A 23,214-nucleotide genomic window follows, 5' to 3' on the forward strand; every position below is an offset into this window, starting at 1 on the left:
TCCAACTATAGCTTGTATCCTACTAAAGTGGGTGGATATTTTATGCCCTAAATTTATTTAGGACGCTATTGATAAAATCAGATTGATATTAAGAATTTACCAAATAAATATGAAAGGCTTGCAACAGATGGTAATTACGAAGAATTAGTCTTTGTAAAAGACGAAAAAGTAATCAAGAAAATTTCATTCTATTTAAATGATGGACCACCGAAAGTTAAACAATTATTAGATATTTTACGATTGATGGATTATTATTTGGAAGATAAAAAACCGTATCAATCTCAAAATTATTTTTCAATTCAAAACCCTCTTTATTTTTATAAAACAGAAAATGGAGAAGATTTTAGTAATTATCAGATGTTCTATTTATGGACAGAATTGATGAAACATCAAACAAATCCATTTAAATTTACATCTAAAACTATAAAAATAAACAATTTTAGACCTAATTATTATTGGAATTCTGAGCACAAATATTTTAACCCAAAAAGTTTAGAATCATTGGAAACGGATCATCAACGCTTTCAAATAAAGTTTAAAAATGAACCAATACAATATTATGATTTGGGTTATAATTTTTTAGAGAATAATAACTATTATACAAATTAAAAAAAAGTTCAAAATTTGAACTTTTTTTTAATTATAACATTTTTCGATGATCTAAAACAAGAATTTCTCCATTCGAAACAAATTTCCATTTTTGATCTTTTTTACATTCATTTTTTGGTGTCGAAGATTTAATATTAAATTCGACTTCTTTGTTTTTCATCAAAATTGAAGTATGATAATCGCATTCACCAATTTTTACATTTGTCGATACATTATCATTTGCCAATAAATCCGTTTCTGGAATAGATTTTATTGCTTCATTAATAATATTCAAATCTAATTCATTGTAAATCAAATCAAAATTATCTGTAACTAAATTTGTCGATAATCGAAATGAATTTGCCTCAACATCAGTACGAATCGCTGTATTTTTAGTATTCAAATCTAATTCTTCGATACGTTTTGGACAATCCAAATAATCTGGAATTTTCTGAGCTTGCTTACTTTGTAAATCTTTCTGAAAAGCTGTAAGTTCAGAAAATAATTGTTTTTTTTCGGGTGAAGCTTCTTTAAATTCTGTTGTTTCTGTTAATTCTTGTTGAGTGAGCTTTTTAATTTCAGGTTTATTTTCTGAACAATTAAATAAAAGAAATAAAGTAAAAAATGAGTAAAAATAATGTTTCATAAGCAAGAATATTTGGTTCTACTAATTTATGAAACATTATTCTCAATTTCAATTATTTAACGTTCTGAATTATAAATTTAATATAAATGATAAATTGAGAAATATTAATTAAGATTATTTATATTTTTCTAAATCTAACCCAAGAATATCTCCAACTTTAGAAAATTCTTCATTTACCTTTGCATTCAAAACAAGTTGTTCATTTGTAATTGGATGATTAAACACTAGTTCATGCGCGTGAAGCATCATTCCTTTCAATCCAAAATTCTCTAACCACAATTTATTTTGCTTGTTACATCCATGCGGACGACTTCCCAAAATTGGATGAAAAATATGACGAAAATGCTTACGCAACTGATGCATACGACCAGTTTCGGGAATTGCTTCTACCAAACAATAACGTGAAGTCGGATGATTGTTATATTCTAAATCAATTTCTGCCGTTTGTAAACGATGAAAATAGGTAATTGCATTTTGCTTTACACCATCATCATTCGTCAAATCATAGTCTATCGTCATTTCTTCTGGCGACCAACCACGCAAAATAGCCAAGTATTTTTTCTCAACTTCGCGTGTTGCAAAACGATCATTCATAATTTTTAAACTTTCTTTATCTAAAGCAAAAAGCAAAACTCCTGACGTTTTACGATCCAAACGATGAATGGGATAAACATGTTGTCCACCAATTTGATTGCGTAATTCCTGAACCGCAAAAACAGACGCATCACGCGCATAAAAAGATTTATGAACCAACAATCCACTTGGTTTGTTAATGGCAATAATATATTCGTCTTGATAAAGAATTTCTAACATTTGGCAAAAATAGAAAGTTATTTTCGGTTAGAAAATAGAACAGTATTATATTTATTGCTTAATAAAATTGAATGAAAAAAGGATTGATTATTGGAAAAGGTTGGTTGGGATCAAGATTAGAAAAGTATTTAGAAAAGCAATTTTTGATTGAAACTACGAAACGAATTTCGGATGCAGAAAATTGTTTTTCAATCGATTTTGATCATTACAAATCTGAAAAAATTAAACACAATTATGATTTTGTTATTGTGACAATTCCATTTGGAAGAAGAAATAATTTAGACGATTTACAGAAAAGATTTCAGCATTTAATTGACTTTTTAGGAGATTATAATAATCAACTTATTCTGCTTAGTTCAACAGCAATTTATTCTGAAAATAATGAAATTATTTTTGAAAATCCAATTGAAACTATTCATTTAAATAATCCTTATTATTCAATTGAAAATCAATTAAAAGAAAAATATAATCAATTAATCATTTTACGTTTAGGCGGACTAATGGGAAACGATAGATTTCTTTCTAAATATTTAACTTTAGAACATTCTAATCTATCTCAAATGGTCAATCATATACATTATCTAGATGTTTGTCAAGTGATCGAAAAAATAATTCATATAAATAAAAATTCATCAATTTATAATATCGTTTCACCAGAACATCCTACTAAAGAAGAAGTGTTAGAATATCAATTAAATAAGAAAATTATTTCCTCTATAAGTCGTGAAGGAAAAATAATTTCAAGTCAAAAAATACAAGATGAATTTAATTATGAATTTCTTTACCCAAACCCAGTTTACTTTAAGGAAAATTAATTTCTTCTCTTTCGTTCTTTCGATTTAAATACAAAATAAAATGTTATCACTGATATAACAGTAATTAATATTGTGTCCCAATTTTCTTTGAATAAAGTCGTGATATTTTCCATTCTTGATGTTTATAAAGTTTAAAATTATAAAAAAAGCTGCTCTTACGAACAGCTTTTTAGGAATTTATCTTAAATCTATTTGATTAAGCGTGAATTGGACGATTGTCTGTAGCAGCTAAAGCAGCTTCTTTGATCGCTTCTGAGAATGTTGGGTGAGCATGAGACATTCTTGTTAAATCTTCTGCAGATGCACGGAATTCCATTGCTACAACTCCTTCTGCAATTAAATCAGCAGCACGAGCACCAATAATATGCATTCCTAAGATTTCGTCTGTGTTTTTATCAGCTAAAATTTTAGCAAAACCGTCTGTATCCATAGATGCACGAGCACGTCCTAAAGCTTTGAAAGGGAAAGAACCAACTTTGTACTCTACTCCTTCTTCTTTTAATTGCTCTTCTGTTTTACCAACTCCTGCAACTTCTGGCCAAGTATAAACAACACCAGGAATTAAGTTATAGTTGATATGAGGTTTTTGACTTGCTAATTGCTCAGCAACTAAAACACCTTCTTCTTCTGCTTTATGTGCTAACATTGCACCAGCAACAACGTCACCAATCGCATAAATGTTAGAAACATTAGTTTGTAAGTGATCGTTTGTTTTGATACGACCTCTTTCGTCAACCTCTACTCCTACGTTTTCTAAACCTAAAGATCCTGTGAAAGCACGACGACCAACAGCTACTAAAGCGTAATCTCCGTTAATTTCGATTTCTTCTCCTTTTTTAGAAGTTGCTTTTAATGTAACATCATTTCCGTTATTTACAACAGAAGTTACACCAGTTGAAGTGTGGAATTTCATTCCTTGTTTTTTCAATACTTTTGTCAACTCTTTAGACAAAGCACCATCCATTCCTGGAATAACACGGTCTGCATATTCTACAACAGTTACTTGAGAACCCAAACGTAAGTAAACAGATCCTAACTCTAATCCGATAACACCACCACCGATAACGATTAAGTGTTTTGGAACTTCAGATAAAGCTAATGCTTCTGTAGAAGTGATGATACGAGTTTTATCTGTTGGTGCAAATGGTAATTCAGATGAAACTGATCCAGTTGCAATAATTGTATTTTTAGCTTCAATTTCTTGAGTAGAACCGTCTTTAGCTGTAACTACAATATGAGTTGCATCTTTAAAAGCACCAGTACCTTCTAACACATCAATGTTATTTTTACTCATCAAGTATTTGATACCAGCTACGTTAGTATCTACAACACCTGCTTTTCGAGCAATCATTTGAGTGAAGTTTACTTTTGGAGCATCGATTTCGATTCCGTGCTCTTTAAAGTGATTTACAGCATCGTAATAGTGGTGAGAAGAATCTAATAAAGCTTTTGATGGAATACATCCTACATTAAGACATGTACCTCCTAAACTTTCTTTCTCGATAATTGCTGTTTTAAATCCTAATTGCGCTGCGCGAATAGCTGCAACATATCCTCCAGGTCCAGCACCAATTACGGCTACATCATAAGAACTCATATAGTTTTATTTTGATTTATTATTATAATTAATTTAAACTCTACAAATATAACCAATATCGAATAGATTTTCGTTATAAAATTGTAATGAATTTTGTTAGGAAATTGGGAAAAATAAGCTATTCTTTAATATCTGATTTGATAAAGTTTAAAATTTCATCTTCTGAGCACAATTCATAATCTGGCTCAATTCCATATGGATAAATGTTCTTTTTAGCATCCATCATATATCCAGCTGTTAAATTAAGCATATCGCCATTAGACAATTTTGTATTCGTATTCATAGTAGCTGCTCCCATCGTTTTCTTACCTAGAACTTTCACATTCGAAAGTGATTTTAACGTAATTAATGTAGCTTCGCCCGCACTACTTGTCCTATGATTAATCAAAACATAAATTTTCCTTGGATGAATTGTATTTATTATCGGATAATTAATATATCCTTTTGATAAATTATTAACTCCATTAAAAAAACATCCATCTTTTTTTGACCAAGGAATATCATCATTATTAATTTTAGAATATCCTAATACATTATCTTCAAAAAATGGTAATAAAGATGTTATCATTACCCAATTAGAACCTCCCGTATTATCTCTCAAATCGATAATCCAATAATTAGAATTTGCTTGTTCAGAAATAATTTTCAGATTATTGAAAATATAGTCTTTATCACTTATTGTTTTATTGTACCCATGACGCTTAATCCTAATATACGCAACGTCAGGAATTTTAGTTAACTTATTATTATCTTCTACTTTTAACAAACAAGCGCTATCAACTTTTGCTTTCGGAAAACGACCTGTTAATAACACTTTATCTTTCAACTTTTGCTTTCGGAAAACGACCTGTTAATAACACTTTATCTTTCGTAAGATAATGTGTATGATTATTTCCTAATAAAGTAATTGCCTCTACAATCGCCGAATCTTTCGATATTTTAGTTTTCTCGATTACTTTTTTCTCCAAATTCTCCCAATCAATTTTATCTCTATCGATAAAGCCTTTTTTCATGACAGAAAATAATTCTTCATAATCAGATGGAATCTCTGAAACTGATGATTCACTAACGATCTTTTCTTTACAACCAAATGTAAAAAGGATCAAAAAAATAAAAGAAAATTTATTTATCCTCATTGTTCTCTAAATTCATATTATGAAATTTAAAGATAAATGATTTTTAAATACTATAAACTTTTTCCTCTAAAATACCGGATTCAATTTCAATTGGTTGTTCGCTCTGTCTAAAAATTCGGGCCGATAATTTTCCTTTCAATTCCACTACTCCATTTTCTACACGAAGCCAACTTCCTTCTCTCAATCCAACGACAACTTGATGATTAAACTTGTGAAATTCATTGATACGAGTTTCTCTTGTTTCACCTTTATGTGTAGAATTTGGATCAGGATCCAAATAATGCGGATTAATATTAAAAGGTAAAAATTGTAACGCATCAAAACTTGGCGGATAAACAATCGGCATATCATTTGTTGTACCAATTGTTAAACCTGTCAAATTACTTCCAGCACTTGTACCAATATATGGTGTTCCGTTATGTACAGCACTTCTCAACTCTTCTACCAAACCAATTTCATACAACGTTTTTAGCAATAAAAATGTATTTCCTCCTCCAATAAAAATCGCTTTCGCATGCAAAATTGCTTCTTTTTTATTCTCGAAAGTATGCAAACCTTTTACAGAAACCCCAACCGTTTGCAAAGCATCTTTTACATTTTGCGTATATTCATCGTACGAAATTCCCGAAGGTCGCGCATAAGGAACAAAAATAATTTCATCAGATTGAATAAATTCTTTGATTTCATCTTTTATATATTCTAAAAAACTATAGCCGTGAATAGTACTCGTACTTATCACTAATAGTCTATCATTTGGGTTTATCATGTTATTGAATTTTAACTCAAAAGTAAGTTTAAAATAAGAAAGTAGGTAAAAAATTGACAAAAAATTATACCGAATTAGATTACTTTTGTGCAATTCTAAAAAAATAGAATTTCAAGATTTTTAAATCTGCATGAAAAAAATAGTACGCTTCATAATACCTTTATTCATAGTTGTCATTATGATAATAATTGGAATAGAACAAACACTTCGAAAAATTCCCAACGATTACAAATACAAAGCAGATTATTTAAAAGAAAATGGAAAACAAATAGAAACTTTGATTCTTGGAAGTTCACATACTTTTACAGGGCTCAATCCAAAATTATTTACCAATAAAACTTTTAATGCTGCACATTCTGCTCAATCACTAGATTTAGATTATAAAATTTTTGAACAAAATCGAAAATATTTACCCAATTTAAAAACCATTATTATTCCCATTTCGTATTTTTCGTTTACAAAACAATTGAATAATTTTAATCAAAAGAAATTAAAATATTATTCAATTTATTGGAAAATTGATATAAATAATAACGACTTTAATCTTAATTACGAAATTTTTTCAGAACCTATTGATGTTAATTATAATCGAATAAAAGATTATTGGATTCAGGATAAAAATAATTTAACAATAGATATTAATGGTTATATAAAAAAGCGATACGAACCAAGTTGGAATGATAGTATTTACGCTAAAAAAACGTTTGAAAGACATCGTGCAAATTTAAATTCAAATCAAGTACAACGTATTATAAAAACACATTTTTATGATTTAGAACAAATTATAAAACAAGCAAAATCAAATGATATAAAAATTGTTCTATTGGCTACTCCTACAACCAATTTATATAAAAATTATGTCATAAATACACCTCAATATTTCAACTTAAAAAATAATATTAATCGCTTATCGAAATACGATAATGTCGTTTTCATCGATTATTTTATTAATAATAAAGATTTCAATAAAAAAGATTTCAAAAATTCAGATCATCTAAATGCAAAAGGTGCTGATAAGTTAACGTTGAAAATAGATTCTATTATGAATAAATAAAATAAGTTCTATAAATTTTCTCTTTTTTTCTTCACTTATTTCAACATTAAAATCATCTTCGTATCTTCACCTCTCAAACAACAAATAATGAAATTCGTTACTTTCTTAGACAATCGACAAGAAAAAGTAGGTCTTGTTTTGCAATACTCTATCTATGATTTGACACAGATTAATCACAACTTACCCTCTACCCTAATTGATATTTTAGCTGATGATGATTTTTCACTTATAATTTGTCAACAGATTACAAACGAAATCAATCGTGGTGAACATAAGAAAGCTCTAGTAAAAGAGCCTCAAATCTTGGCTCCAATACCTCATCCTTCAAGTTTTAGAGATGCGTATGCGTTTCGTCAACATGTAGAAACTTCTCGGTTGAATAGAGGTTTGGATATGATTCCAGAATTTGATCAATTTCCTGTGTTCTATTTCTCTAATCATCAAGCTATTCAAGGTCCAGGAAAAATAATTGCCATGGAAAAACATTTCAATCGAATGGATTTTGAACTTGAAGTCGCTATTGTCATCAAAAAAGAAGGTATCAATATAAAAGCAGAACATGCAGATGAATATATTGGTGGTTTTATGATTTTGAATGATTTAAGTGCACGTGCGTTACAAATGGAAGAAATGAAACTGAATCTTGGTCCTGCAAAAGGAAAAGATTTCGCTTCGATGTTTGGTCCATATTTAGTAACACCAAACGAAATCGAAAAATACAAAGTTGAGCCTAAAGAAGGACATATCGGAAATTGTTATGATTTAGAAATGTCTTGTTCAGTCAATAATATTGAAGTTTCTCATGGAAATTTCAAAGATATGCATTGGACTTTCGCCGAGATTATCGAACGTATTTCGTATGGTGTCAAACTTTATCCTGGTGATATTATAGGGTCTGGAACGGTTGGTACAGGTTGTTTTCTTGAATTGAATGGAACTGGAAAACGTCAGAATCCAGCTTATAAAGAACAATGGTTACAACCAAATGATACTATCGAAATGTCTGTTACAGGATTAGGAAAATTAGTAAATTCTGTTCATCTTTATACCCAATAAACTCAACTTATGCAACATACAAAATCTTTTGAGCCAAATACAAGTCAATTTAATGACATTTTCAAACACGCTATTTCTCCACGTCCTATTTGCTTTGCAAGTACGATAGATAAAGACGGAAATGTAAATTTGAGCCCATTTTCATTCTTCAATATGATGGGACAAAATCCGCCTATTTGTGTATTTTCTCCACTTCGAAAAATGAGAGATGGATCGACAAAGCATACATTAGAAAATGTTTGGGAACACCCTGAATGTGTAATTAATATTGTCAATTATAACATGGTTCAGCAACAATCGTTGGCAAGTGTGGAATATCCAAAAGGTGTAAATGAATTTGTGAAAGCTGGTTTTACAGAATTACCTTCAGAGTTGGTTAAACCTCCTCGTGTAGCCGAATCTCCGATTCAATTTGAATGTAAAGTGCGTGAAGTAATTTCTGTTACAGATCAACCAGGTGCAGCTAATTTGGTGATTGCAGAAATTGTGCGCATGCATGTACAAGAGGATTTACTGGATGAAAATGATAAAGTTTCGCCTTATGATTTGGATTTAGTTGCTCGTATGGGAGGTGATTATTATTGCCGAGTTATTCCAGAATCGATCTTCGAAGTCGAAAAACCTACGCGTACAATTGGTTTGGGAATAGATCAACTTCCTGACGAAGTGAAGCATTCTAATTATTTAACAGGTAATAATTTAGGTCAATTAGGAAATGTAGAAAAATTACCTACAGATGAAATGATTCTTAATTTCAAGGAACAATTGACAGAACGATTAGATATTCAAAAGTTTAAATCTGTTGAGGTTCGTCATCAAGTTGCAGCAAAACTTTTGGAACAAGGTGATGTAAATGGTGCGTGGTATTGGTTGTTAATGAAAATTTAGATGATGGGTAAATCTGCATTGGTTTTAGGAAGCTCAGGTTTAATTGGTTCTCTTCTCTTAGAAAAGTTATTCAATCATCCTGATTATGCTACTATTATCACAATTGTTCGAAAACCTCAACAAATCAATCATCCAAAGTTAATTGAAATCGTCACTGACTTTAATTCAGAAATTAATTTAGATGAAATCCAGCAGATTGATTCTATTTTTTCGTGCTTGGGAACAACTCGAAAAAAGACGCCTGATTTAGATGTTTATCGTAAAATTGAAGTCGATATTCCGAATCAATTTGCAAAGATTGGGAATCAAAAAGGATTAACTAAGTTTCATTATATTTCGGCAGTTGGTGCAAATGCGAACTCGTCTAATTTTTATTTAAAAATGAAAGGCGAAGCCGAAGAAACTTTGCAAAAGAATACTATCAAACAATTATTCTTGTATCGTCCATCTTTGTTAATTGGCAATCGAGAGGAATATCGTTTGGCTGAGAATATAAGTTCAAAAGTTTTTCCTTTGATCAATTTCTTTTTACGCGGAAAATTATCTAAATATAAATCAATTGAAGCTGGAAAAGTTGCTCAATCACTTATTGAAAATGATTTGCATTCAACATCAAATAAAGTTTCAATTTTACATTACAACGAAATAATTAATTCGATAAATACAACACAATGATCATACTAGCCGTACTCCTACCTTGGTTATCATTCATTTTAAGAGGAAAAATAATACAAGGCGTTATTTGCTTAATCTTACAAATCACCTTAATTGGATGGTTGCCCGCAGCAATTTGGGCTGTTGCGTCACTTTTGGACGGAAGAAACAAAGCAAGGATAAAAGAATTGAATAGATGATAAATCAATATAAAATAGCAAAAGATAACATTAACTTGTACGTCACTTTAGAAATTAGTCCTTCTAAAAGGAGAAAATTCTTTTTGTTCTTTTGCATTTTATTGATGATTTCAATTCCGATTAGTTTAATCACAATAATTGATTCGGAGCCGCAAAATTTCTTTGTTCCAATTTCTATAATCAGCTTCCTTATTTTCTATTTTATTATTCGATATTTTCTGTGGAATATTTATGGAAAAGAGAATATTATTATCAATAATAAGACAATTAGTTATAATCGAGATTTTGGTTTATATCAAACAAAATATTCTTCTATTAAGTATTCAAAATTAGATTTTGCAATTCAGAAAATTAAAAATGAAAATGATTTAGATGTTGGAGATTTAGTTTTCATTGATTATTTAGAAGATTCTCAATTACCAGAAGTTATTTTTCAGACTTCGATATTAATACCAATTAAAGATTTAAAGAAAATTCAACAAGAAATTGAATTGCATTTGTTTGATATTGACAAAGATAAATTAGCAAGGAATTATATTGTTTTCTCGCAAAATTGAAATAATTTTTAATAAAAAAGACAACTAATTAAGCTGTCTTTTTGCGTTATTTATGTTCATAATAATTTAAGATTTTATCTTCTTTCCCATCATTATTTTTATCACGATATTCTATCAACACCAGCGTATTTTCATCTACTTTTTGATATTTGTACACAGTTGTTATTCTTGTACCATTAGTTAAAATAAATTCGTTATTTCTTTTATTTACGATTTAATCTAGTAAATTCAATAATTATAGTGAGTTTTTTGAAGAATTTTCGAAATAATTTAGCACTATCAGAATAGAAAAGTAGATGAAAAAAATAATGGTTCTAATGGTTTGTAGTCTTTTGGCTTCTTTTGGAAATGCACAAGAATATACAACTAATAATATTATAATAAAGCAAGGAAATCAAACATTTAATATTGATAAAGCTGAACAAACAATCACACTTCGCCCAGAAGAATTTAGTGTTGAATATCTAAATAAACCTTATCAAGAAAAGAAAAATCTGTTTTACGCTGCACAAGCATTAGTGACTGATAGTTCGGCTGATGTTAATTTTCAAGAAGGAATAAAAATAGAAAGCATACCATATTTTGAACCTAGTAGTGGTTTTGCTGCAGAGAAAAACCAAGTCATATATTATCCGTTTTTATCGTATGATGGACATCAATATTTATATTATGTTTCAAATAATGAAAAACGTGTGGATAAAATTGGAACGTCTGGAAATTGGGATATTTACAAATGGACATTAAAAGGTGTTTATCAATATGACGCTGAAATGGATTGGAATATTTACGACAACGATCAAGTACATATTGCTTTAATTATTGATCGAAATTTAGACGGAATTCTTCAAAAGGGTGAATTTTTCGACGTTCATATTAATTTTAAGAAATAACAATAATCTATATCCTAACCTACCTCAACTTATGTACAAACTAAAACATTCTTCGGATTGTTTTAGTTTCTTTGATTCTACAAAAGACATTATATTAGCTCAAATAAACTCAACATCTCAATATGTTAAAAAGTAATAGTGCTTTAAAAAATCTTTTATTTCAACTTATAGTCGTCATTTTATGCGCTATTAGTGGAATTGCTAATGCACAAGAAGTACTGATTAATTTTGAGAATCAATATAATAAAACAGCTCCTAATTCTATTGAACGATACGAAATAACAGGAAAATATGCGCAAGCTTTATTATTTAATAATCAAAAAGAAAAAGCTTTCGCTGTTTTGAAACAAAATATTTCTAGCGCCGAAAAACTGAGTGATGGAAAATATGCTGCATATTTACATGCTGTTTCTGCAATGAATAATCGTATTGATGATAATTTGAATGCAACAAATTATAATTTGCAAAAAGCAATTTATTACAGCGGACGCACAACTGATTATTCAACAAAAGGATATGTTAAATATTGCGAAGGATGGTTGAATTTAAGAAACAATGAAGACTCTAAGGCTGTAAAAAACTTTATTGATGGTCTTAAATTTCTAGATAAAGCTACTGTTACGCCAACTGTTCTTACACGAATGAGTTCTATTTATAACGAATTGACTGGAATTTATTCGAGATGGGATGATTACGAATTACAAGAAAAGTACAGCAAACTTGCTTTAGATGTAGCGCTTAAACAAAATAATCCTAATTTAATTTTTGCTTCTTATATGTCGATTGGATACATGTATGAACAAAAATTTATGCAGAATGAAAAGAATATTTTTGTACGAGATTTAGCCGAAAAATATTATACTAACGCTATAAATACGTATTATAAAAACAAAAGTGAAATGGCTACAGCGACAGACTTGTCGTTTGTAGCTATTAATCTAGCCAATTTATATCTTCAGTTTTATCCCAAAAACTATCAAGGAAAAGTTATCAAATATGCCAATTTAGCCAAAGAAATAGGAGAACAAAATAATCAATCCGATCACGTTGCCTCTGCTAATGGTATTTTAGCCGAATTATCTTTGCAGAATAACGAAGTTTCTACTGCAAAAAGCTATCTACTCAATTCACTTATAAAAGTCAACGAGAATACAATGCCTGACAAAAATATTCTTCTTTCGTTATATTTAAGCTTATCTAATATTGAAGATCGTGAAGGGAATTACAAAGAAGCTTTGCGCTATTATAAATTGTATACATCTACTTACAAAGAAATTTATGATAACGAACAAGCGCAGATCAGTAAACGTTTAGAAGCTCAATTTGATAAAGAACGTCAGCAACAACAAATGATTCGTTTACAATTAGAAGCTGAGAAAAAAGAGCAACAAATTCAACTAATGCACTCATTAGGAATTCAACAAGAACAAGAGTTAGAAAATGTAAGATTAAGTGAAGATTTTCAACGTAAACAATTAAAGTTATCTCGATTAGAATCCGATAAACGCTCACAAGAATTAACGATTTCTGAACAGAATTTAAGGCTTTCTAAACTAGAAAATAAAAATAGAAAGGATGAATTGGTTAATTATATCACCGAACTTAATTTCAAAAATAAATTAAACAAATATTACATCTTTTCTATCATCTTCTTTATTGCTTTACTTGGATTATTGCTTTACGCTTTAAAACAACGCAACAAACATCTAAAGCAACGCGAAGAATTATATAAGTTGGAAATCGAACAAGAACGTCAAAATTCTAAAATATCCACTTTAACGGCTCTTCTTAATGGTGAAGAACAAGAACGTACTCGACTTGCACGGGATTTACACGATGGTTTGGGCGGTTTACTTTCAGGAACAAAAATTCAGCTCTCTCATTTAAACGATAAAATTGACGAACATTCTAAAAAGGACATAGCAAAATCTATTCAACAATTAGATGGAGCTGTGGATGAATTACGTCGTGTAGCTCATAATTTAATGCCAGATCTGTTGTTGAAATATGGTTTGGAAGAAGCATTAGAAGAATATGCAATCCGAATGTCGAATGAACAATTGGATATTGATGTTCAATTTTTGAGCTATACAAATTCACTTGACAAAGAGCATCAATTATTGGTTTATCGTATCATTCAAGAATTAGTAAATAATGCCATTAAACATGCGCATGCAGCGGAAATTATCATTCAATTTGTTGAAGATGAAAACAATTATTCTGTCACTGTAGAAGACGATGGGAAAGGTTTTGATATGAATAATACAAAACTAACGCAATCAGCAGGTTTACATAATATTCAATCGCGTGTCCAATTTTTGAAAGGACAATTAAATATACATTCAGAAATCGATTTAGGAACAAGTATAGAGTTCCAATTTCCTAAAATATAACTTATGATAAAAATAGCAATCACAGACGATCATCCTTTATTATTAGAAGGTTTGCGAAATATTTTGAGTAATCAACAAAACTTACAAGTGGTCGATTGTTATGCTTCGGCTCAACAATTACAAGAAGCCTTAAAAACAACAGAAATTGATATTCTTTTGTTAGACATCAATTTATCGGATACTAATAGTATTGAATTGATTAAACCTTTCAAGAAAAAATATCCTGATATGCACATTATTATGTTGAGCGTACACAATGAATACGCTGTAATTAATAGTTGTTTGGAAGAAGGTGCTTCGGGTTATATTCAGAAAAATGCTTCTGTTGACGAAATATTAGAAGGAATTAATTCTATTTTTGATGGAAAGAAATTTCTTTGTTCACAAACCAAAAATGTGATGAGTAAAAAGGAAAAAGATGGTTTGAATACGATTCCGAAATTGACGCGTCGCGAAAAAGAGGTTTTAATTGAAGCTGCACAAGGATTAACAACACAACAAATTGCAGATAAGTTATTTATTAGTACACATACGGTAGATAGTCATCGAAAAAATTTGATCGAAAAATTTAAAACATCAAATTTAAGTTCAGCAATCACATCAGCAATAGAATATGGATTGATTTCAAAACCTTAAAAAATACCTATAAATAGGGATATTTTAATTCTAAAATTTTTATCAATTTTGAAAAAGAAATAACAATCTATATTTCAACCACTAAACAACCCAAAATAAGATTACTAACCAATTCTTATTACCTTAACTACATCTATTGAAAAATCGCTTAGTTCTCTACTTAAGCGATTTTTTTTATATTACTAATTAACTAAAAGTCGTGAGCTCTTCCGTCTTTATTTTTGCAAAAAACTGAGAAATAGGAAGGTTAAAATTAGATCAAGTAAGTTTTCAAAACGATTTTTCATCTAAAATGTAAAAAAACAAGTATCCAGAAAGGATTCAACAATTTCTTAAGAAGAAACAGAATTTTTTATCTAGAAGTAAAATTGAAATCAAAAAACCAAACTTTCATAAAAATTTGGCTTATAATTTTATCGAAATAATTCTAAAATTTCGTCTACTGTAACCTTTCCAAAATAATCTGTTACATCAATAGAATTCAGAACTTTTGTAATTTCTTCTTCGTTATGTTTAACACCAATTAGTTTATTTTCTAAACCTTCAATCGGTTCTGAAGCGAAGAAATCACCAAATATTTTAGCTTTTTCAATTATTCCGCCTCGCTCTACATCCAAGTGAACTTCAATAAAACCTGCTGGAATTTTCTTTGCATTTTTGAAATTATATTTTGGTGAAAAACCAAAATTCCAATCCCATGTTTGGTATTTTTCTTCAATCAATTTCGCAATACCATTCAAATCTTCGATTGTTAAATGATAAATTGTCGCTCCTTCATTTGTTTCTAACATTTCATCAATCAACAAAGCTTTCAACTCGTCCGTCGTCATTTCATTTGGAAAATATTCGATCAAATTAATCACACGTGCACGATTAGATTTGATGGCTTTATCCACATATTTTAATGGATTAATTTTTAATGCATCGCCTAAAACTGACATGTCCGAATTAAAAAGTATCGTTCCGTGTTGAATCATTTTTCCATTACGAGCCAATTTTGCATTTCCACTAAACTTTTTACCATCAACTAACAAATCGTTTCTTCCTTCCAATTTTGCAGGAACATTCAAACTATTTAATAATTTGATGATAGGCTCGGTAAATGTTGAAAAATCCATAAAATCATTCTGTCCTAATAATGTGTGAAAAGAAAAATTTAGGTTACCTAAATCATGATAAACAGCTCCACCACCCGACATGCGACGAACAACTTTGATATTATTCTCAGTCACATAATCCAAGTTAATTTCTGCCAATGTATTCTGAAATTTTCCGACAATTATTGACGGAGCATTGATATACAGCAAAAAAATATCTTCTGTTGGATAGTGGTACAATAAATATTCTTCTAAAGCTATATTGAAATACGCATCATGAGATGGCGAATCGATGATAATCATACAATTTATTTTTGCAAAGTTAGGAAGAAATTTATGGAATGAAAAAGAGACAACTTTCCTAAAAAAGTTGTCTCATCGCATTTATAATATAAACTATTAAAGAGAATATTAAATGTTTGTCATCATCTAAATCCCTGTAAATTTAATTCCTAAACTCATCCAAGTTGTTGGCAACGGAATGGCTCCAGCTTCGTTATACGTAGTATTAAAAATGTTTTGTGCATCAAAATAAATACTCAAATTATTTTTGAATGAATGATTAATTCTTGCATCAGTAATCCAATAAGATTTATATGATTGACGTGTATTATAACGATTCGCTAAACTTAAAGTAGTTCTTCCGATTGCATAATCTATTGTATTGATTAACTGATGTTTTAAACTTTCTATTTTATATTTAGAATTGTATTGATCATCAACATTTTTAAACTCAGGATCAAGATAAGAATAGCTCAAAGAAAATTTCAAACTCTGGTTCGCAGAAAGGTTTGCTAAATATGAAACCTTCGTATTAAATCCATGTGTTCTCAAATCTCCAAAATTTTGCGCTTGCCAAGGTTCATTAGATGTTAAACGTACCCAATCGATAAAATCTGTGATCGAACGATAAAAATAATAGGCATTAAACGTCCAATTTCTTTTGTTGTATTTGAAACCAATTTCTGTTTGAAATGCCTTTTCAGATTCAACATTTGCATTCCCTATATTTCCTGGTCGTTGATCCAAATATAAATCTGTAAACGAAGGAATTCGCTGGCTTGTACCTGCATTTACCATTAATTTCAAGTTCGAATTTACCTCATAACTCGCATCAATTCCTGGAAATGCTTGCCAACCATATTGAGAATTATAGTTAACATACGTTCCTATATTTACATTCAGTTTTGGTGTAATATCCGTTTTATATTCCGCATAAAATCCAACATTATCGCGTGTATGATTTTTGATACTAGTTGATGAAATTTGCTCATTTCGGTATTCAACTCCTATTCCAATTTGATCTTTATTCAATTGATAGGTCGAATTTACTTCTCCCGAAATAGAATTTGAGTAATGCAGAGAACGTGCTTTACTCAAATCATTTTTATAATAGCGATAATCATCAAAATTGTAACGATAACTCACACGTGGTGCTAACGAAATTCGATCCGATAATTTATGTTTTGACTGAATATTAACTAACGTTGTTTCAACTAATTCTTTCGAATTTTTATCACCAGGTGAAGCATAAAAACCATTTGATCCGAAACCATTTTTCACATAACCATACGAAGCAACTAAACTATTTGCATCATCAAACTGAAAGTTTCCTTGATAATACAATTTATTGTTTTCGTATGCTGTATTGTATCGGTATCCATTTCCCCAATCGTGACTCACATACAACTGATGTTGATGCGTTTCTTTTGCCAAATTCGCGCCAAGTTGCACACCTCTACTTGTATAGGTATCGTCCGTATCTTCACTATCTTTCTTAAAATTTGTTCCAAAATAAGTATTCGCATAAACTCCTGTTTTCTTTGGTTGACGCGTGACAATATTTATCACACCTGTCAAACTATTATTTCCATAAACACGAGCAGCCGGACCACGTACCACTTCAATTCTGTCAATCGCCTCTAGTGGAATGGGAAGATTTAGCGCATTATGAGCTGTTTGATGATCCATAATTTTTGCACCATTCAACAAAATCAATGTTTGCTCAAAACTTCCACCATCCATCGAGATATCAGCTTGCGTTCCGAATGGACCACGTTGACGCAAATCTATTCCAGATGCATACTGCAACACATCTTGTAAAGAACGTGCAGGTAATTTGTTAATTTCTGATTTACTTAATACATAAATGTTTCTATTTTCTTTAGAAAGTGGCGTATTCAGACGGTTATCTAAAATAGAAACTTCACCTATCGCAATGGTATCATTCACATTTTGTGCAAAAATACTTTGTGCAGCTAAACACAATACCATAGTAATCTTCTTCATTTTTACTAATTATTTAATTAATTGAGTTAAATCTGACGCAAAAGTAGTACCTTTCCGATCTGCCATAATATACCAGTTTACAGATAATGAATAGTCCGGCTGAAATACCATACAAAAGTTTTATCGAAATCGAACGTAATTCGGATACACCAATTTACCTTCAATTAGCGAATCAGTTGGCTAAAGCAATACAATTAGGTTATATTCCAAGCGGCACAAAATTACTTGGAACGAGGCAGTTAAGTGATATTTTAACGCTTCATCGCAATACGATTGTCAATAGCTTTCAGGAACTTGAAGCCCAAGGTTGGATAGAAATCGTTCCAAATAGAGGAAGTTATGTATTAAGTCAATCTTCTCAAAAGTTTCAGAAAACCATTGTTCCAAAGCAATTTTCAATCAATTTGTATCCTGATAAAACAGGTTTTCAATTTGAACAATCGATACTTTTGGATAATCCGTACGAAAATTTTAATCAACGCTTATATTTAACCGATGGAACAATCGATCATCGGTTAGCAGAACTAAAACTTCCTGCTAAATTATATTCAGCTATTTTAAAAAGAAAAACGTCAATTTCAAAGGTAAATCAGTCCAAAAATGAGTACTTTTTAAAGAATTTAGCAAATTATCTCAATTTGACAAGAGGTTTACATATTTCGAAAGAGAATATTTTAGTGACGAGAAGTTCGGAAATTTCACTTTTTTTAATTGCAGAAATTCTACTGAAACAAAATGATGTTGTTGCGGTTGCAAATTTAAGTTATTATAAAAGTAACATGATTTTTCAGACACAATTTGCTAAAATCAAACAAGTAAAAACGGATCAATTTGGAATTGACACCGACGATTTAAGAAGATTATGCGAGCAATTTCCGATACGAATTGTTTACGTTACACCGCATCACCATTATCCTACAACGGTTACATTAAGTTCGCAAAGAAGAGTTGAATTACTACAACTTTCGCAGGAATTTGGTTTTGCAATTGTGGAAGATGATTACGATTTTGATTTCCATTACAGCAATCATCCAATTTTACCTTTGGCAAGTTCGGATCAAAATGGAATGGTTCTTTATACTGGAAAATTTGGTCATTATCTTGCACCAGGTTACCAAATTGGATTTATTGTAGCACCGAAAAATCTAATTCTTGAAGCGAAGAAACACTTATCAATTCTTGATCAACAGGTTGATCCATTTATCGAACAAGTTTTAGGTGAAATGATTAGCGAAGGTGAAATAAATCGAATCCTAAAAAAACATCGTAAAACCTATCGAGAACGACGCGATTATTTTTGTCAGAAATTGAAAACGGAATTAAATGATTTTATCAGTTTTACTAGTCCAAATGGAGGTTTAGCTGTTTGGATTAATTTTAATCAACCTATAAATTTAATGGAATTAAAACGAAATTGTTTAAAAAATGAATTGTTTATTCCACAAACAATTTTATATCAAACCCAACATCAAACTGGAATTCGCCTTGGATTTGCGCATCTAAATTTTGAAGAAATAGATGAAGTAATTTCAATTTTGAAACAAGAAATCACAAAAAAAGCTGAATAAATTTCAGCCTTTATATTTTTATGTAGGATTAATTACAATTAATCTAAAATCAATGTAATAATTAATTCCTATAAAATAAATCAACGCTAAAAAAGCATAAATTATAAATTGTTTTGATAGTCTGATTTTGAATTTTTTTAGCATAATTCCAACCAAAAAATTAAGTATAATCAACTGTAAAACAACTAAAAATGAATACTGAATTATAAAATACGTAACACTAGAAAAATTTACAATACGAATTGAACCATAACTTTTGTAGGATTCGTGAAGAAATAATACTAAACAACTTACAAAAGAAACAATAAAACTAAATAGTACAGAAATTAAAAATGTTTTAAGTATTGGTTTCATTATTTTTTATCTCTCAACTTGAATGTCCACGTAAACTGAAACTCTGAAACAATATCTCCTTCCTCGTCTACGCCTCTACTTGTCACATTTAGCGATACACCTTTCTTCGTTTCGATCGCTTCTTTTATAGCTGCGTCTATTTTTTCTCCATCTTCGCAAGTAAACACAATTTTACCAATAGCTTTTTTCAAATACTTCGATTGCATTCCCAAAACCAACATCGATATATCTTCACCTGATTTAGAAATCTTAGCATTTGCCATCAAACCAGAAGAAAATTCTGCTGCCATTCCTTGCACCGCCCAAAACATACTTTTGAACGGATTTTGATTAAGGAATCCATATTTTACTCGTATCGAAACTTTATTTTCTTCCCACGATTCCAAACGAACTCCAGCAATCCACGCAATCGGAATTTGAGTTGTCAGTATATTTTTAAAAAATTCTTTGTTCATATTCTCATTATATCAAAAAGGGTTAATATAATAAAAGTAAATGTTTTATTTGATTTTCTTCAATTATTGAAGAAATTAATTCTAAAGTTATTTATTCATTACGCCTTATTCTACTAGGAGGAGAAGATGCAATTCATCGATATTTAGAGCGCAAAAAAGTAATCAAAAAACTCTTGTCTTTCATTCTCGACTTTAGATTATAAATAATGATATCGTTCTTCTATCACCGTATATCAATCAGGAATAGTAATTCGTCAATTAATTTATTTTTTTACTATTAAAACTCCTCTCTTTGGCAAAAAAAGATGAAAAAAAACATTTTAATTTCCGCGTTTAGTTTATTGACTACTTTCTTGAATGCACAAAATAAAATTAGAGGTAAATTAAAAATGGAATATGTTCCATTTTCCAATTATATACGTCCAATAGATAGTTTAAAAACAGATTCTAAAAGCGATTTCAAAAAAGCAGAAGTGAGTTTGAAAATTCCTTTATATACGAAAGAATTGAAAGATGGAAAATATAGCAACTGGTCTTTGCTATTTAGTACTGCATATGCAAGAATGAACAATAATAATTATGAAGAACAATTATTTCCTTCAGAAATGTTGAATACTCAAATTGGTTTACAATACTTTTCACCTATTAGTTCTCATGGTCTATTTTGACAATGGCTTTAGTAGGTATTTACACTGATATGGAAAATATATCTACCGATGATATTTTGGGTCAAGGAGGTGTTTTATTTATTAAACATTTTAATCCAAAATTAGCTTTAGGGTTAGGACCTGTATTATCGAATAACTTTGGAGTTCCTATGGTAATGCCAGGAATTTATTTTGATTGGAAAACTGGAGGTGACAAATTCAATGTGAATATTAATTTTCCAGAAGGTGTAGAAGCAGGTTACCAAATGACAACAAACTTTGCTTTGAAAAGCGTGGTAAATCTTAGTGGAATGGTTGCTGAAAGATCCAAAGAAGGCAAATCATTATTAGTAGGTTATCAGCAAGTTGTTGCTGGTTTACGTCCTGAAATAAAATTGAGTAATTCGCTAAAACTCCAATTAACAGGAGGAACGACTTTGGTACGATCTTTTTCTGAAAATGAAAGAAACTTAAAGAGTCTTTTTAGAAAGAAGGAAATTGCAGATCCTCGTTTTTCGACAACCTTTTATTCTGCGCTGAGTTTACGTTGGAACTTACCTTAATCACATAAAACAGCCTCAAAATTTATTGAGACTGTTTTTATTTACTAATTAATTTTTTATAAACAACTTGATTAAGTAACTCATCCTTTTTATTCCTAGAAATAGGAAGTTCATGTTTGCCAATATAAATTCGACCTCCAGAAATTATCTCTATATGTGTAACATTCACTAAGAAAGATTTATGTATTCGAAAAAAATGATTCATTGGTAAAGATTCTTCTAATACTTTCATGGTTTGGTGAATTAGAATAGATTTATCTTTGAAATGTAGTTTTACATAATTTTGCATACTTTCTACATACAGAATATCTACCCAAGAAATTTTGGTAAAAGTATCTCCTTGTCGTACATATAGAAAGGGATCATTGAGAATAGTTCCATGCTTTATTTTTTCGTTAAGTAAAAATATTTGATAAGCTTTATTAACAGCTTGATAGAATCGGTTGAATGCAATTGGTTGAATGCAATTGGTTTTAGTAAATAATCAACTACTTGCAATCGAAATCCTTCAAGAGCATATTCGGAATAAGCGGTAGTGAAAATACAAAGTGGTGGATTTTCGATTTGTTCCAAAAATTCGAGACCAGAAAGATAAGGCATATTAATATCCAAAAAAATTAGATCAATTGTGCTTTCTGTAACATATGTAGTTGCTTCTAGAGCTGTTGAACAAGTTTGTATAATTTCTATAAAATCAATTTGTTCCGCCATATCTTTGATATGCTGACGAGCCAAAGGTTCATCATCAATAATCAAGCATTTCATTTTTCTTGAAATTAGATGTGTTGTAGTCATGTTGAAGATAAATTAATAGTTAAATAGACTTTATATAATTGTCCATTTTCAGTAATATTTAATTGATAAGCTTCAGGATAAATTAAATTTAGTCGCTTTTTTACATTTTGTAATCCAATTCCACCTACACTTTTAGATTGAATAGGAATTTTAGCATACGTATTTTCGATACTCAAATGAATTTGATTGTTATTTTCGTTAAAGTTTATTTTGATAAATCCTTTATAATCGGGAACTCTACTTACATGTTTAAATGCATTTTCTATAAAAGGCACCAATAACAAAGGAGCAATCATCGCTTTTTTATTCATTATGGTGAATGAAGTGGAAACATCAATTTCATTGCCCCAGCGTAATTTTTCTACATCAATCAAATCCTTTAAATACTGAATTTCATTCTCTAACACGACTTCGTTTTTGTTGCATTCATAAAGTTGATAACGTAAAATATCCGAGAATTTAAGTAGTAAGAATGAAGCTAGTTCGGTATCCTTTTTCAATAAAATATGAATATGATTCAATATGTTAAACATCACATGAGGATTAACATGATCTTGTAATAATTTGAGTTGATTTTCTAAATGATCTTGTTGAAGTAAAATATGATCACGCTCAATTTTTCCATGTTCTTGATAAAAACGAATTCCACAAGCAGTACCAATTATTAATAAAGATGCAGGTGTCGTACTTCATGACTTCGTAGACTTTAAATATAATTATTTTAGTTTTAATTTTAGTATTTCATAAGGAGTTTTTC

22 protein-coding genes and 2 pseudogenes are annotated in these 23,214 nt (G+C 29.9%); 13 read left to right on the top strand and 11 right to left on the bottom strand.

What is annotated here, in order from left to right:
* Nucleotides 1-243 precede the first annotated feature (243 nt).
* Nucleotides 244-609 carry a hypothetical protein gene (locus tag HXZ69_RS13660; protein ID WP_286496294.1) on the top strand — a complete coding sequence of 122 codons (366 nt, stop codon included), beginning with the start codon at nucleotides 244-246 and terminating at the stop codon, nucleotides 607-609.
* 31 nt (nucleotides 610-640) lie between these two features.
* Here HXZ69_RS13660 and HXZ69_RS13665 read toward each other — a convergent pair whose 3' ends face one another.
* Together HXZ69_RS13665 and HXZ69_RS13670 are read right to left on the bottom strand one after the other, a co-directional pair.
* The gene (locus tag HXZ69_RS13665; RefSeq protein WP_038331490.1) at nucleotides 641-1,234 is read right to left on the bottom strand and encodes a hypothetical protein; all 594 of its coding nucleotides are present in this window, start codon (nucleotides 1,232-1,234) and stop codon (nucleotides 641-643) included.
* 114 nt (nucleotides 1,235-1,348) lie between these two features.
* Nucleotides 1,349-2,047 carry a pseudouridine synthase gene (locus HXZ69_RS13670; protein ID WP_038331486.1) on the bottom strand — a complete coding sequence of 233 codons (699 nt, stop codon included), beginning with the start codon at nucleotides 2,045-2,047 and terminating at the stop codon, nucleotides 1,349-1,351.
* Nucleotides 2,048-2,118: 71 nt separating this feature from the next.
* On the opposite strand from HXZ69_RS13670, the gene HXZ69_RS13675 reads away from it, so the two are divergent.
* Nucleotides 2,119-2,862, top strand: a complete 744-nt coding sequence (locus HXZ69_RS13675) for a Rossmann-fold NAD(P)-binding domain-containing protein (protein WP_286496295.1) — start codon at nucleotides 2,119-2,121, stop codon at nucleotides 2,860-2,862.
* 196 nt (nucleotides 2,863-3,058) lie between these two features.
* On the opposite strand, the gene lpdA is transcribed toward HXZ69_RS13675, so the two are convergent.
* From lpdA to pepE, 4 genes are all read right to left on the bottom strand, one after another.
* Nucleotides 3,059-4,459 (bottom strand): dihydrolipoyl dehydrogenase, encoded by a 1,401-nt coding sequence (gene lpdA / locus HXZ69_RS13680; RefSeq protein ID WP_286496296.1) that lies wholly within the window; start codon nucleotides 4,457-4,459, stop codon nucleotides 3,059-3,061.
* Nucleotides 4,460-4,577: 118 nt separating this feature from the next.
* Complete coding sequence (locus HXZ69_RS13685; RefSeq protein WP_286496297.1) at nucleotides 4,578-5,285, bottom strand: S41 family peptidase; 708 nt, start codon at nucleotides 5,283-5,285, stop codon at nucleotides 4,578-4,580.
* The gene (locus HXZ69_RS13690) at nucleotides 5,275-5,595 is read right to left on the bottom strand and encodes a hypothetical protein (protein WP_125349335.1); all 321 of its coding nucleotides are present in this window, start codon (nucleotides 5,593-5,595) and stop codon (nucleotides 5,275-5,277) included. The genes HXZ69_RS13685 and HXZ69_RS13690 overlap by 11 nt, the downstream gene beginning before the upstream one ends.
* A 43-nt stretch (nucleotides 5,596-5,638) precedes the next feature.
* Nucleotides 5,639-6,361: a dipeptidase PepE gene (gene pepE, locus HXZ69_RS13695; protein WP_286496298.1), complete on the bottom strand. Its 723-nt coding sequence runs from the start codon at nucleotides 6,359-6,361 to the stop codon at nucleotides 5,639-5,641.
* Nucleotides 6,362-6,539: 178 nt separating this feature from the next.
* Between pepE and HXZ69_RS13700 the strand changes: the two genes are divergently transcribed.
* The 9 genes from HXZ69_RS13700 (at nucleotide 6,540) to HXZ69_RS13740 (ending at nucleotide 14,689) form a co-directional block, all read left to right on the top strand.
* Entirely contained in the window at nucleotides 6,540-7,415 is an 876-nt protein-coding gene (locus tag HXZ69_RS13700; protein WP_286496299.1) for a hypothetical protein, read from the top strand.
* An 87-nt stretch (nucleotides 7,416-7,502) separates the two neighbouring features.
* Nucleotides 7,503-8,471, top strand: coding sequence for a fumarylacetoacetate hydrolase family protein (locus tag HXZ69_RS13705; RefSeq protein ID WP_286496300.1), 969 nt, complete (start codon nucleotides 7,503-7,505; stop codon nucleotides 8,469-8,471).
* Nucleotides 8,472-8,480: 9 nt separating this feature from the next.
* Nucleotides 8,481-9,359 carry a flavin reductase family protein gene (locus HXZ69_RS13710; RefSeq protein ID WP_286496301.1) on the top strand — a complete coding sequence of 293 codons (879 nt, stop codon included), beginning with the start codon at nucleotides 8,481-8,483 and terminating at the stop codon, nucleotides 9,357-9,359.
* Between the two features lie 3 nt (nucleotides 9,360-9,362).
* Nucleotides 9,363-10,034 carry an NAD-dependent epimerase/dehydratase family protein gene (locus HXZ69_RS13715; RefSeq protein WP_286496302.1) on the top strand — a complete coding sequence of 224 codons (672 nt, stop codon included), beginning with the start codon at nucleotides 9,363-9,365 and terminating at the stop codon, nucleotides 10,032-10,034.
* Nucleotides 10,031-10,213 carry a YqaE/Pmp3 family membrane protein gene (locus tag HXZ69_RS13720; RefSeq protein ID WP_171622766.1) on the top strand — a complete coding sequence of 61 codons (183 nt, stop codon included), beginning with the start codon at nucleotides 10,031-10,033 and terminating at the stop codon, nucleotides 10,211-10,213. The genes HXZ69_RS13715 and HXZ69_RS13720 overlap by 4 nt, the downstream gene beginning before the upstream one ends.
* Nucleotides 10,210-10,770: a hypothetical protein gene (locus HXZ69_RS13725; protein ID WP_286496303.1), complete on the top strand. Its 561-nt coding sequence runs from the start codon at nucleotides 10,210-10,212 to the stop codon at nucleotides 10,768-10,770. Before HXZ69_RS13720 ends, HXZ69_RS13725 begins: the two co-directional genes overlap by 4 nt.
* A gap of 296 nt (nucleotides 10,771-11,066) precedes the next feature.
* Complete coding sequence (locus tag HXZ69_RS13730) at nucleotides 11,067-11,660, top strand: hypothetical protein (protein WP_038330489.1); 594 nt, start codon at nucleotides 11,067-11,069, stop codon at nucleotides 11,658-11,660.
* 122 nt (nucleotides 11,661-11,782) lie between these two features.
* A complete protein-coding gene (locus HXZ69_RS13735; RefSeq protein ID WP_286496304.1) occupies nucleotides 11,783-14,053 on the top strand; it encodes a sensor histidine kinase in 2,271 nt (756 codons plus the stop codon).
* 3 nt (nucleotides 14,054-14,056) lie between these two features.
* Complete coding sequence (locus HXZ69_RS13740) at nucleotides 14,057-14,689, top strand: response regulator transcription factor (RefSeq protein WP_125349324.1); 633 nt, start codon at nucleotides 14,057-14,059, stop codon at nucleotides 14,687-14,689.
* A gap of 413 nt (nucleotides 14,690-15,102) precedes the next feature.
* Here HXZ69_RS13740 and lplA read toward each other — a convergent pair whose 3' ends face one another.
* Both lplA and HXZ69_RS13750 read right to left on the bottom strand, forming a co-directional pair.
* Nucleotides 15,103-16,089, bottom strand: a complete 987-nt coding sequence (gene lplA, locus HXZ69_RS13745; protein ID WP_219035158.1) for a lipoate--protein ligase — start codon at nucleotides 16,087-16,089, stop codon at nucleotides 15,103-15,105.
* A 126-nt stretch (nucleotides 16,090-16,215) separates the two neighbouring features.
* On the bottom strand, nucleotides 16,216-18,075 hold the full coding sequence (locus HXZ69_RS13750) for a TonB-dependent receptor plug domain-containing protein (RefSeq protein ID WP_286496305.1): 1,860 nt from the start codon (nucleotides 18,073-18,075) through the stop codon (nucleotides 16,216-16,218).
* Between the two features lie 86 nt (nucleotides 18,076-18,161).
* Here HXZ69_RS13750 and HXZ69_RS13755 point away from each other — a divergent pair, with 86 nt between their 5' ends.
* Nucleotides 18,162-19,643, top strand: a complete 1,482-nt coding sequence (locus tag HXZ69_RS13755) for an aminotransferase-like domain-containing protein (protein ID WP_286496306.1) — start codon at nucleotides 18,162-18,164, stop codon at nucleotides 19,641-19,643.
* Nucleotides 19,644-19,996: 353 nt separating this feature from the next.
* Here the strand turns inward: HXZ69_RS13755 and HXZ69_RS13760 are convergent, their stop codons facing one another.
* Nucleotides 19,997-20,452 carry a DUF4442 domain-containing protein gene (locus HXZ69_RS13760; protein ID WP_286496307.1) on the bottom strand — a complete coding sequence of 152 codons (456 nt, stop codon included), beginning with the start codon at nucleotides 20,450-20,452 and terminating at the stop codon, nucleotides 19,997-19,999.
* Between the two features lie 389 nt (nucleotides 20,453-20,841).
* On the opposite strand from HXZ69_RS13760, the pseudogene HXZ69_RS13765 reads away from it, so the two are divergent.
* Nucleotides 20,842-21,662 (top strand): annotated as a pseudogene (locus tag HXZ69_RS13765) (DUF6268 family outer membrane beta-barrel protein).
* Nucleotides 21,663-21,699: 37 nt separating this feature from the next.
* On the opposite strand, the pseudogene HXZ69_RS13770 reads toward HXZ69_RS13765, so the two are convergent.
* Nucleotides 21,700-22,457, bottom strand: a pseudogene (locus HXZ69_RS13770) (LytR/AlgR family response regulator transcription factor).
* Nucleotides 22,454-23,122, bottom strand: a complete 669-nt coding sequence (locus tag HXZ69_RS13775; RefSeq protein ID WP_312068482.1) for a sensor histidine kinase — start codon at nucleotides 23,120-23,122, stop codon at nucleotides 22,454-22,456. Before HXZ69_RS13775 ends, HXZ69_RS13770 begins: the two are co-directional and overlap by 4 nt.
* Nucleotides 23,123-23,214: the final 92 nt, after the last annotated feature.

It is taken from the genome of Empedobacter sp. R132-2, from assembly GCF_030324375.1.
Classification (GTDB): Bacteria; Bacteroidota; Bacteroidia; order Flavobacteriales; family Weeksellaceae; genus Empedobacter; species Empedobacter falsenii_B.